Raw genomic sequence first — 11,684 nt, 5'->3', positions numbered from 1 at the left:
GTGTCCATCACTAAGGTCCCTCTCTGGCGAGGGCCCCAACTTGAGGATCAACGACGATGTTTCATCAACGACTGGGCTGCTCGTCCATCAGCTTCCGCCACCAGGACCTGGCCACTGCCCTGCACACCATGGGCGGCCTCGGCTTCGAGGAAATCGACCTCGGTGCGCTCCCGGGCGTCTGCGATCATGTGCCCTACGTACTGGACGCCGAGGCAGTGGAGGCGGTTGCCGCCGTCGTCAATAGCTCGGGACTGCGCGTTCGTTCGGTCAACGGCGACATCGGGGACCTGAACGCAACGCTCGACGCCGGTGCTCAAGTGGCGCGCGAGCGGCACCTGGAAATGCTGCTCACCCTTGCGGCCAAGACCGGCGCGAAAGCCTTGGTCCTCCCGTGTGGGGCGATCGACCACGAACCAGTGAGCACGCTCGAATGCGACATCGACGCCGTGGCAGCGCAACTCATCCATGCCTCTGTTCGCGCGGCGGAATTCGGGGTCGGGCTGTGGACCGAATCCCTGCACTTCTACCGCTTGTGCTGGAACACCGAACGCGCGCAACAGCTCGCTGATCGCCTGGCCGGGTCCGACGTCGGAATCGTTATGGATTTCAGCCACATTGTTGCCTCCGGCGGCGACCCCGTGGACTTTGTGGTCCGCTTCGCTGACCGGATCAAGCATGTCCACCTGCGCGACGCCGTGCCTGCCACGGAAATTGAGCCAGGCAACATCAACCTCAGCATCGGCAACGGCAACGCCGACTTCGCTGCCGGACTGTCAGCGTTGCGGGATGCCGGCTACACCGGTCACTTCTCCCTGGAACTCGAAACCCGGGACGTCACCCACGACGAACGCCCGGCCGCCGCCGCCAAAGCGGCCAGCTACATCACAGACCTCATCTAAACCGCGTTAACTCATATTCAAGGAGCACCATGACCACCATCCAGCGCACCGCCGTCCTCACCGGAGCTACCTCCGATCGCGGCATCGGCCTGACCACCGCCCGTCGCTACGCCAACCAGGGCTGGGGCATCGTCATTCTGGACCTCGACGGCGAGAAGTCCGCCAAGGTTGCCGCCGAGATCGCCAACGAATTCAATGTCCCGGCCTTCGGCTACGAAATCGACGTTGCCAACGAAGCTTCCGTGACCGCAGCCCAGGCCGCCGTCGCCGCAGAGGTTGCCGCCGGAAACCTCCCTCCCATTGGAGCCCTGGCCAACATCGCCGGCATCACCTCCCCCGTTCCTTTCCTGGAAACCACGCTTGAGTTGTGGCACAAGGTCATGGACGTCAACGCAACCGGCACGTACCTGGTCACCAAGGCGTTCCTGCCGGACATGATCGCCAACGGCTGGGGCCGCATCGTCAACATGTCCTCCGTCTCCGCCCAGCGCGGCGGCGGCGTGTTCGGCAAGGTTCCCTACTCCGCAGCCAAGGCAGCCATCCTCGGCTTCACCAAGGCACTCGCCCGCGAAATCGGCGAAACCGGCGTGACCGTCAACGCCATTACCCCCGGCGCCGTTGACACCAACATCCGCGTCGGCAGCACCGAAGAGCAGGAAGCTGCCATCAATGCCGGCATCCCCCTGGGCCGCAACGCCACCACCGAAGAAGTTGCCGCAGTGATTACCTTCCTCTCCTCCGAGGACTCCGCCTACCTCACCGGCACCACCATCGACATCAACGGCGGCAGCCACATCCACTAATTCGAGCTGCTCGAAAGAATCCCAGGACCCACCATGACCAGAATCTTCAACGATCCCGCCGACTTCGCCGACGAAGCCCTTGCCGGTTTCTGTGACGCCCACTCGGACCTTGTCCGCCAAGTGGAAGGTGGCGCAGTCCGCCGCGGCCGCCCGGCAACGCCCAAGGTCGCCGTCATCACCGGTGGCGGCTCCGGACACTACCCGGCCTTCGCCGGCATCATCGGGCCGGGCTTCGCTGACGGCGCCGTGGTGGGCAACATCTTCACCTCGCCGTCGGCACAGCAGGCCTACTCCGTGGCCAAGTCTGCCGACTCCGGAGCCGGCGTGGTGTTCACCTACGGCAACTACGCCGGGGATGTCATGAACTTCGGCATGGCCAGCGAACGCTTGAACGCCGAGGGCATCCCGACGCAAAACGTGCTGGTCACCGACGACATCGCCAGCGCCTCCGTCGAGGAGGCCGAGAAGCGCCGCGGTATTGCCGGTGACTTCGTGGTCTTCAAGGTCATGGGAGCTGCCGCCGAAGCTGGACTGGATCTCGACTCCGTGGTTCGTTTGGGGCGCAAAGCCAACAGCCTCACCAAGACCATCGGCACAGCATTCAGCGGCTGCACCTTCCCCGGCGCCGACCAGCCGTTGTTCCGGCTTCCCGAGGGACAGATGGGCCTGGGCCTGGGTATTCACGGCGAGCCTGGACTGTTCGATACCGAGCTGCCGACCGCCGTCGAACTCGGCCGGGAACTGGTGCGGCGCGTGCTGGCGGAAACGCCTGCTGCCGGTTCAACGCGACTGGCCGTGATCCTCAATGGTTTGGGTTCCACTAAGCACGAGGAACTGTTCGTCCTGTGGCGCACGGTTGCTCCCCTGCTGCGCGAGGCCGGCTACACGCTGGTCATGCCGGAGGTCGGCGAGCTGGTGACCAGCCTGGACATGGCGGGTGCTTCGCTGACGCTGACGTGGTTGGACGAAGAGCTGGAGCAGTACTGGACTGCGCCGGCGCTGACACCGGCGTACCGTCGGGGTGCTGTGGGCTTCGATGTTGCTTCCGCTGGCGCGGACGACGCGGAGCTGGATACGGCCGCGGCGGCCGACTACTCCTCCACAGACGAATCCCGAGCCTACGCTGCACAGTGCCTCCGAGCCTTGGACACGACGGCCGCGCTGCTTCTCGATTCCGAAGCGATGCTGGGCGACATGGACGCAATCGCCGGCGACGGCGACCACGGCCGCGGCATGGTCCGCGGATCCGCCGCGGCCAACGAAGCCGCAGCCGTTGCCTTTGAACGCGGCGCAGGAGCGGGCTCACTGCTGATCGCCGCCGGCGACGCGTGGGCCGACAAGGCCGGCGGAACCTCCGGCGTCCTGTGGGGTGCCGGACTGCGCGCCTTTGGCGAACGATTGGGAGACGCAGAGACCCCGACGCCGGATGTCCTCGCCGAGTCGGTCCGCGCCTTCGCGGACCGCATCGCGAGCCTTGGGAAAGCCGAGATTGGCGACAAGACCATGATGGACGCGCTGCTGCCGTTCGCCTCCACGCTGGAGGAGCGCGTCTCTTCCGGCTCTGCCGCGGAGGACGCGTGGGCAGCCGCCGCAGCCGACGCTACCGCGGCCGCAGCGTCAACTGCGGAACTCCGCCCACTGAAGGGCCGCGCCAGGCCGCTGGCCGAGAAGAGCGTCGGTACGCCGGACCCCGGGGCAACGTCGCTCGCCATGGTGTTTGCCGCCGTCGGGCCTCACTTCACTGCCGTGCCCGTTTCCGCCGCAGCAAACATCTAGGAGAATTTCATGCGCATCATTGTGGGCGCCGACGAAGCCGGCGTTGAGTACAAAGACCGAATCCTGGCCGACCTTGAGGCTGACTCCCGGATCACTGAAGTGATCGACATCGGAGTAAACCGCGCCGACGAGGACTTCACCAGGCCCTACCCATATGTGGGCATCGCCGCCGGTGAGATGATCCGCGACGGCAAGGCCGATCGGGCCATACTGTTCTGCGGCACGGGAATCGGGGTGGCCATCGCCGCGAACAAGGTTCCCGGCATCAGGGCAACGGCTGCCCACGATTCGTTCTCCGTTGAGCGCTCCATCCTGTCCAACGACTGCCAGGTCCTCACCATGGGCCAGCGTGTTGTAGGCGTGGAGTTGGCCCGCAGGTTGGCCAGGGAGTGGATCGGCTACGCGTTCGATCCGTCGTCCGGTTCGGCGGCGAAGGTGAAGGTCCTCAGCGACTTCGAGGGCTGCTGAAAACCTCTTGGGGGGCGCGAAAAAGGCCGCACAGGAGGGTAACGCCCCTGCCTGTGCGGCCTGTCGATGCGAGAACTACTTGATCAGCGCGGCTGCCTGGTCCATCAGGGCGCCGGCTGCTTCCGGCCCACCGGCCACACCCTCACTGGCGGACGCCGTGGCGGAGATCAGGACACCATCTTTAACCGCATGGGCAATAAAGATTGCGCCAACTCTTCCGTCCGGGAGGGCCATGACGGTCTTGAAACCCACTGTTCCGGGTACGTTGCCCACGCCTTCGACCTTCTGGGTAGAGGTGGTGAGCGTTTCCCCTTCAGCGGAGTACGACACCTTCTTGCACTCCTCCGCCTGGGATTTGCTCTTCTCCAAATCGTCGTGGAGACGCGCAGCATCGACGCCGGAGGTCATTGACACATTGCTGATAAAACCGTTGGCTTTGGTCCGGGTTGTGCCGGCCGCAGTGGAACCGTCGATGGTGCGCGGCGCCCCCAGCAAGAAGGGATCCTTGCAGGCCGCTGGTTCGATGGTGGCTCCTGCGAAACCCTTGACCACCGAGTCATACTGCGCCAACAGCTCGTCGCCGGAGAGTACGGCGGGGCTGGTGCCGTCCGCCAGTTTGACCTGCCCAACGAGGCTTATGAGCTCTTCCTTGGTGTACTGCTTCACGGGCGTCGGCGTCGAAGTGGCCGCCCCGCTGGATTGCGACGACGCTGGTTCGGGAGATGCCGTAGCCCCACCGCACGCAGTCAATGCCACAACCATCAATGCCGTTGCCCCGATTCCGGGCAGCAAATGCTTCTTCATGCATTTCCCCAATAACTTTAGAAATGCCCGCGCACGCGGGGCAGGGACCACACTACCGCCAAGGGGTGTCTGCGCGGGAACCGGGACCGGGCGGCCTAGAAGCCGCCGCCGCCGGCACCCGAATCGCCTGCCATGTTGGCAAACCGCGAGTAGTGGCCCTGGAAGGCAACCACGATGTCCTTGGTGGGGCCGTTACGGTGCTTGGCGATGAGGATGTCTGCTTCACCGGCGCGGGGCGACTCTTTGTCGTACACGTCTTCACGGTGCAACAGGATGACCATGTCGGCGTCCTGCTCGATGGAGCCGGATTCACGGAGGTCGGACACCATGGGGCGCTTGTCCTGGCGTTGCTCGGAACCACGGTTCAGCTGCGACAAGGCGATGACGGGAACCTGGAGTTCCTTGGCCAGCAGCTTAAGCGCACGCGAGAACTCGGAAACTTCCTGCTGGCGGGATTCCACCTTTTTGCCGGAGCTCATGAGCTGAAGGTAGTCGAGGATCACGAGCTTGAGGTCGTGCTGCTGCTTCAGACGGCGGCACTTGGCCCGGATTTCCATGAGGGACATGTTGGGGCTGTCATCGATGAACAGGGGAGCATCGTTCATGCGGCCCATGGTCGTCGCGATCTTGGACCATTGCTCGTCCTTGATGGTGCCCTTGCGGAGATCCTGCAGGCCAATGGTTGCTTCTGCGGAGAGCAGACGCATGGCGATCTCGTTCCGGCCCATTTCCAGGGAGAACATGACAGTGGCCAGGTTGTTCTTGATAGCAGCGGAACGGGCGAAGTCCAGTGCGAACGTGGACTTACCAACAGCAGGACGGGCTGCGATAACAATCATCTGGCCCGGGTGGAGGCCGTGCGTCAGTTCGTCCAGCTCGTAGAAACCGGTGGGAACGCCGGTCATGCCTTCGCCACGGTGGCCGGAGGCCTCGATCTCGTCCACGGTGGATTCCATGACGTCCTTCAACGCCACGTAGTCCTCCGCAGTGCGCTTCTCAGCAACCGCGTACACCTCGGCCTGGGCCTGGTTGACCAGGTCTTCCACTTCGCCATCCTGGCCGTAGCCCATCTGGACGATTTTGGTGCCTGCGTTTACGAGGCGGCGGAGCACTGCCCGCTCGGCGACGATCTCGGCGTAATAGCCGGCGTTGGCCGCGGTAGGGACTGTCTGGATGAGCTCGTGAAGGTAGGCTGGACCGCCGATCCTGTTGATCTCGCCACGCTTGGTCAGTTCATCCGAGACGGTGACGGCGTCCGCGGGTTCGCCACGGCCGTAGAGGTCAATGATGGATTCGTAGATGGTCTCGTGGGCGGGACGGTAGAAGTCGTGCCCGCGGACGATTTCGACGACGTCGGCGATTGCGTCCTTGGACAGCATCATGCCGCCGAGGACGGACTGCTCGGCCGGGATGTCCTGGGGAGGTTTACGGCTCGAGTCCGAAGCGCGTGTGCCCTCGATTGAGTCCAAGTGCGTAACTGACAAAGCCGTCCTCCATTTGTGTTCCGCTGCAGGAATTAACTCCCTGGCGGCCCGTAAAGCGCAGTGTGTGGCTTACGAGTTCGCCTGGTGTCTCTGACGATGTCAGGCAGGGCAGACAAAATAACAGTCCGTATCCACAAGTTATCCACAGCGCATTTTCCGGGACCGCTACCAGCGGCGGTTATCGCGGGCTCCGGGAAACACAACAGGGGATATTCGCATCCGAAATGGACACTCCAGACACGTTACAGCAGGTGCCGGACACCCCCTGTGGAAAAGCTGTGGAATACCAGCCCCACGTTGTGCACAGACTGTGCGTTACCCTGTGGATAGAGAAATTCTTTTGGCAGTAACTAGGCCCTGACCTGCGGAAACACACTTCACAAGCTGTGGACTAAAGAAAGATCTCAGGGAAATTCATCCACAGCCGCAACCCTGCAACGGGCCTCGACGCGAGGCGAAAGCACCCCAAACATGCCACAAATGTGATGCATCTTACAAAGAGTGCCTTAATTTGACACTAACCTCTCAGAAGCCTATGCCGGAAGTGGAATGTGCTGTGGATAACCAACTTCTGGCATAAGCTCTAGGCATGGGGATCAACTTTGGTGACGTGCTGACGATTGCCCTTCCACTTCTAGTCCTCGTTGGCCTGCTGTGGGCGCTCACGGCGGCCTTCAAGCCGCGGGATACCGGCGTCTCGGACGCCGAGAGGTATCAGCGCGAGCTCGCGGCCCGTTCCGCTGCGCACCAAGCTTCCCAGGTGCAGGAGGCGCTGGCCCTGCGCGCCCGGATCGAAGCAACCACAAAGCCGAGCCAGAACGAGGCCAGCCACAGGGAGCAGGCGGAGAACTCCAGGACAGCAATCGCGGCTCAAGCTGCACGGTCGCACGCGGCCGGCCAAACCGGTCACCAGCCGGCTGTACTTCCCAATGGGCAACTGAACCCGCAGCTTGCTTTCGAGCTGCAAAACCTGGTCCGCAGTGGGAAGAAGATCGAAGCCATCAAGGTCCTGCGCCAAGCAACCCACTCAGACCTGCTCACCGCCAAGAACTACGTAGATCGGCTCTGACAACGCCATGGATTCCATCCTTATCCCGCTCCTGATCCTCGTTGCGGTCATTGCGGGCGTGCTACTGCTGATGCGCTCCTTCTCCAAGCGCTCTGCTGAAACCAAAGCCGGCGAGGCAGCCGCGAATGCGCCGAAGGATCCCGTGGAGTTGGCCAGGGAATCGGCGGCCAAGCTCAACCAGGAACAACACCGCCAGCTCTACTCCCTTATCGCGCGGGGCCAGGGCATGGCAGCGATCAAGCTTTACCTTCAAGCGACCGGTGAAGGCCTGCGTGCGTCACGTGACGCCGTGGGTGCCCTGGCCGCGCACCCGCAGCCGTTTACGCCCGAAGCTCCGCCCAAGGATCTACTGGCGGATGACGATGACGAGCCTGAACGTTTCCCCTACCGATACCGGGCGATCGTCAGCAAGGGCGACGTGACCCGGGAAGTGAGCAGCAATATGCTCAATGACGAGATCTACGGACGTATCCGGACGCTCGCCAAAAGTGGTGATGCCGAGGGCGCAGCGATTGCCTTGACGCGCCACTCGGACATCACCATTAAGCAGGCGCGCGAGTTCATCGAACTGCTGGACGACTAGAAGTCGAACAAGTCGCCCAGGAAGCCTTCCTTCTTCTTGCGCTTGCGGCCGTACTCATCGCGGCGATCGTGGTCGCCCCTACGGTCGTAATCCCGCCGGTCATAGTCACCGCGACCATCGCGCCTGTCCCTGTCGTCATAGCGCGGCTGCTGCGGACGGGACTCGAAGGGGTTGTAGAGGGGTGGCGGCGCGATCGGGGGCTGGGAGGGCGCCGCCGCGGGCCTCGCCGGGGCGGGGATGGTTTCGGCCGCGACGCGATCGATGATCTTGTCCAACTCACCGCGATCCAGCCAAACACCCCTGCATTGCGGGCAGTAGTCGATCTCTACGCCGCTTCGCTCGCTCATCACCAGGTCAATGGAATCCACAGGACACTTCATGTTTGCCCCAACGATCGGCCCCGGCAAATAGTTCGGAGTGACCAACGTCCGGGATTCATGCAGCGGAAGGACCCGCATGCATACTGAACGGATGATCCACCCGGACGTTGCCGAAGCGCAGCAGCTCATGCACATGCTTGGAAGAGAGTGCTCCCTCCCCGTTCCCGAGGAGGACAACGCTGAGTACGGTGCCGCAACCGCCACCAGCGGCACGGCACTGATCCGCTTCCGGGTTGGCAAGGTCACGCCCACCAAGGTGGGGCTCTTCGTTGCCGTGTGGCGGCGTTCGGCTGCCGGCGGTACGGAACCCTTCCCGGCGGACGGCCCTTCCGCCGACCCGGCCGACACCCTGGTGGTCTCAGCCCGGGAAGCGGAAAACTCCGGCCACTTCGTCTTTCCCCTGTCCGCGTTGATCGATCACGGAATTGGTTCAGTCGACGGCATCGGCGGGAAGCGTGGATTCCGGGTCTATCCTCCGTGGTCCTTGACGTCGAACCGTCAGGCAAGGAAGACCCAGGAGTGGCAGGGCGGGTATTTCCACGCTTCCGCTGAAAACGGACTACCTGCCCGCTGAGATCCCGGCCAGCAACTGCTCGAACGGCAGTGACTCAAGGGCATCGTTTTTGCGGTTCGGCTGGGGGCCACTGAGCAACTGCACCAGTTCACCCGCCGCACGGTCCACACGCGCCGAGAGGGGCGAGCCGCCGTCGTCGGTGTTTCCCCAGTCCTGGGGACCCGCGAAGACGCCGGTGGCCGCAATCCTGGTGCGCAGGTAGGTGAACAGGGGGCGCATGGCGTAATCGAGGACCATCTGGTGGCGATCGGTGCCGCCGGTGGCGCCCAGCAGTACTGCTTTGCCGTCCAGCGATTTCGGGTCCAGCACGTCAATGAATGACTTGAACAAGCCGCTGTAGGAGGCGCTGAAGACGGGGCTGACGGCGATGATGGCATCGGAATCGTCGACGCCGGCAATCACCTCGGCGAGGCGGGGCGCGGCATAGCCGGTGACAAAGTTGTTGGCGATATCGACGGCGAGGTCCCGCAGTTCAACGACGTCGATCTTCGCGTCGTACCCTGCCGCCCGCAGCTGCCGCTCGGTCGAAGCGGCCAGCTGATCGGCCAGCAGGCGGCTCGACGAGGGGACACCGAGTCCGGCGGAAAGGACGGTGATGCGGCGGGTTTCCATGGCGTTCTCCTGTTGCTCGTTCATCCAGCTTACATGCATTTGCATCTAAATCAATGAACAGGGGCGCGCTTGGAAGTATTCCCGGAAGTCCTCGGCTCCCCTACATCTGCGTCAGGAACGACACCGTGGCGGCGGCAATCTGCTCTTGGGCAACGTCGCGCCCCACAGTGGGTTCGCCGTCGCCCGGCTGGGGTCCATAGTCGCCAAAGAACGCGTGGTTTCCGCCCTGAACCTCCACGAAGGTGGTGTCGAGGGGCAGCAGCTGGCGGGAGGCATCGATCTTTTCCGGCGTGCTGAGGCCGTCTTCCGAGCCCGAAATGGACATGACCTTCAGCCCTGCGCGGTCACGCATGGAATCCAAGGGGTAGGAGGCGTACAGCAGCAGGCCATCGACATCCGGGTTACCCAAGGCGAACGAACTTGCACTGACGCCACCCAGCGAGTGCCCGCCAACCGCCCACGAGGAGACCTCCGGATGGGCGGTCATGGCACCACGTGCCTGGTTTCCGTCCAACAAGCTGAGATTCAGGGGCGTCTTGAGGATCACCACCAGGAACCCGGCATCCACCGCCGGCCGCAGGATGTCCGTGTAAGCCCGCGCCTCGACCCGGGCTCCGGGATAGAAGACGAGCCCCCTGCTGGCGGGTGCACCCGCGGGCGTCATGACGATCGCCGTCGACTCTTCAGCCACCGAAGCGCTGGACGCCGAACCAACTGCCACTGGGCTGGATGGAAGATAGGCGAAAGGGTTCAGCCACAACAGCATGGCCACCAGCGCCAACACGGCAACGCGCCCAGCCCAGGCACCAACGGACCGCAGTACCGAACGCTTCGGGGACGTGCGGCGGCGGCGCCACAGCAGGACAGCCCAAAGAACTCCGACGACGACGGCCGTCACCAGCAGCGCGGGCAACAACGGGTGTCCGCGCAGGACAGCGGGATTCCCGAGCAGCATCCACAGGGGCACCAGGACCAAGGCGGCAACACACAGGGCAGAGGCCCAGAAGAGCGCCGGCCTGTGTGTGACGGGTGGGGCTTCAGGGGAGGAGGTCATATTCACATAATAGTTCCATCATGGAGATACTTTGAACTTCTCCGGACAAGCGGACTATCAGCGCCTCGCGGCGTGCTTGGACAGGAAGTCGAAGGTCCTGTCACGTGCCTCGCGCGCCTCGTCAAAGTTCAGGTGGAACTGGTACTCATGCGGCAGCTCAGGCTCGTGGTTCGCAGGCCAGAACAGCTCTGTCACAGGAACGCCGGCGTCCTTGAGGCGGTTGCTGTACGGAACGGACTGGAGCCAGGTGAGCCCGTCGCCGTTGCCGCCGCTGATGAATGTCGGCGGTAAGTCGTCAGTGACGAAGTCGATGGTGGACATGGTGGCTCCGGCGTAGGTAGCGGACCAGTCCTTGGTGCCCGTGTACGCCCAGAGGGACGTCTTGAAGCCCCAGGCGACGATGCCGTTGAGATCCGCCATGGCCCGCAGGTCGTACACACCGCAATGCAGGATAGTGGCCGCGAGATCCGACTTCTGGAGAGCGGGCTGGATTCCCATCAGGTTGGCGTATTCGGGGTTCACGGTGAGCGTGCTCATCTGGCTTGCGAGTTGCGCGCCGGCAGAGTCGCCGGCCAGGACGATGCGGCTGCTGTCCACGTTCAGCTCTGCTGCATGGGCCTTAATGTAAGCGAGGGCTTCATTAATGTCCCGCACGGCTGTGGGATACGTGGCCTCGGGGGCGATCGGATAACTCATACCGATGGTGGTGTATCCCTCGGCAGCAAGAATCTGCAGGTAGGGATTCACATCGCGTTGCGCCCCGGAAATCCATGCGCCGCCGTGAATCCACACCACTGTTGGAAGCGGGGCAGTGGTCCCTTCGGGGCTGAAAACATCGAAGGTGGACCCGGGCTTGTAGACCACGCCCGCCTGGGTTTTCAGTGGCGTATCGGGAATGTAGGGCGTCATTTCGTCGATGGTCGCCTGGGCCCCACGCTCAAAAACACTTCGGATCAGCATCGCCGAAGGCCACGGAGTAGCGGAAAGGGCAAGAAGAACAACCAGCACCAGCAGGATCGCCAGGTCCAGCTTCTTCAGCCGTGAAGACCGTTTGCGCGGCGGACGCGAGCGGCCACTCAAACCCGAGCCCACCGATCGGTCCCGTTTCTCGCTGGCATGGATCGATTCCAACGGCCCCATCACACACTCCCCCAGTCGGCGCATCCTTGGACCCATGC

At 63.4% G+C, this 11,684-nt stretch carries 13 protein-coding genes; 7 read left to right on the top strand and 6 right to left on the bottom strand.

The annotated features are described in order from the left end of the window. Positions 1-56 precede the first annotated feature (56 nt). From N7568_RS09790 to N7568_RS09775, 4 genes are read left to right on the top strand one after another with little or no spacing between them, the layout of a single operon-like run. Positions 57-899 (top strand): sugar phosphate isomerase/epimerase family protein, encoded by an 843-nt coding sequence (locus N7568_RS09790; RefSeq protein ID WP_261609641.1) that lies wholly within the window; start codon positions 57-59, stop codon positions 897-899. Positions 900-928: 29 nt separating this feature from the next. Continuing rightward, the gene (locus N7568_RS09785; protein WP_261609640.1) at positions 929-1,702 is read left to right on the top strand and encodes an SDR family NAD(P)-dependent oxidoreductase; all 774 of its coding nucleotides are present in this window, start codon (positions 929-931) and stop codon (positions 1,700-1,702) included. Between the two features lie 33 nt (positions 1,703-1,735). Then, positions 1,736-3,478: a dihydroxyacetone kinase family protein gene (locus N7568_RS09780; RefSeq protein ID WP_261609639.1), complete on the top strand. Its 1,743-nt coding sequence runs from the start codon at positions 1,736-1,738 to the stop codon at positions 3,476-3,478. Between the two features lie 9 nt (positions 3,479-3,487). After that, positions 3,488-3,946: a ribose-5-phosphate isomerase gene (locus tag N7568_RS09775; protein WP_261609638.1), complete on the top strand. Its 459-nt coding sequence runs from the start codon at positions 3,488-3,490 to the stop codon at positions 3,944-3,946. Between the two features lie 75 nt (positions 3,947-4,021). On the opposite strand, the gene N7568_RS09770 is transcribed toward N7568_RS09775, so the two are convergent. After that, positions 4,022-4,750, bottom strand: coding sequence for a hypothetical protein (locus N7568_RS09770; protein WP_261609637.1), 729 nt, complete (start codon positions 4,748-4,750; stop codon positions 4,022-4,024). 95 nt (positions 4,751-4,845) lie between these two features. Next, positions 4,846-6,234 carry a replicative DNA helicase gene (gene dnaB, locus N7568_RS09765; protein WP_026541078.1) on the bottom strand — a complete coding sequence of 463 codons (1,389 nt, stop codon included), beginning with the start codon at positions 6,232-6,234 and terminating at the stop codon, positions 4,846-4,848. A 595-nt stretch (positions 6,235-6,829) separates the two neighbouring features. Here dnaB and N7568_RS09760 point away from each other — a divergent pair. Both N7568_RS09760 and N7568_RS09755 read left to right on the top strand, forming a co-directional pair. Beyond that, a complete protein-coding gene (locus tag N7568_RS09760; RefSeq protein WP_261610005.1) occupies positions 6,830-7,303 on the top strand; it encodes a hypothetical protein in 474 nt (157 codons plus the stop codon). A gap of 7 nt (positions 7,304-7,310) precedes the next feature. Next, entirely contained in the window at positions 7,311-7,886 is a 576-nt protein-coding gene (locus tag N7568_RS09755; RefSeq protein ID WP_261609636.1) for a hypothetical protein, read from the top strand. On the opposite strand, the gene N7568_RS09750 is transcribed toward N7568_RS09755, so the two are convergent. Beyond that, a complete protein-coding gene (locus N7568_RS09750) occupies positions 7,883-8,254 on the bottom strand; it encodes a zf-TFIIB domain-containing protein (protein WP_261609635.1) in 372 nt (123 codons plus the stop codon). The genes N7568_RS09755 and N7568_RS09750 overlap by 4 nt on opposite strands. 88 nt (positions 8,255-8,342) lie before the next feature. Between N7568_RS09750 and N7568_RS09745 the strand changes: the two genes are divergently transcribed. Then, positions 8,343-8,840, top strand: coding sequence for a MepB family protein (locus N7568_RS09745; RefSeq protein WP_261609634.1), 498 nt, complete (start codon positions 8,343-8,345; stop codon positions 8,838-8,840). On the opposite strand, the gene N7568_RS09740 is transcribed toward N7568_RS09745, so the two are convergent. The 3 genes from N7568_RS09740 to N7568_RS09730 form a co-directional block, all read right to left on the bottom strand. Next, positions 8,826-9,452, bottom strand: a complete 627-nt coding sequence (locus N7568_RS09740) for an FMN reductase (protein WP_261610004.1) — start codon at positions 9,450-9,452, stop codon at positions 8,826-8,828. The two genes, N7568_RS09745 and N7568_RS09740, sit on opposite strands and share 15 nt — an antisense overlap. A gap of 100 nt (positions 9,453-9,552) precedes the next feature. Next, entirely contained in the window at positions 9,553-10,506 is a 954-nt protein-coding gene (locus N7568_RS09735; RefSeq protein ID WP_261609633.1) for an alpha/beta hydrolase, read from the bottom strand. 57 nt (positions 10,507-10,563) lie between these two features. Further along, positions 10,564-11,646, bottom strand: a complete 1,083-nt coding sequence (locus N7568_RS09730; protein ID WP_261609632.1) for an alpha/beta hydrolase — start codon at positions 11,644-11,646, stop codon at positions 10,564-10,566. Positions 11,647-11,684 lie beyond the last annotated feature (38 nt).

The organism is Paenarthrobacter aurescens, from assembly GCF_025421775.1.
GTDB lineage: Bacteria > Actinomycetota > Actinomycetes > Actinomycetales > Micrococcaceae > Arthrobacter > Arthrobacter aurescens_B.
The sequence above is the reverse complement of the archived record's forward strand: the minus strand, read 5'-3'. Positions and strand labels throughout refer to the sequence as shown.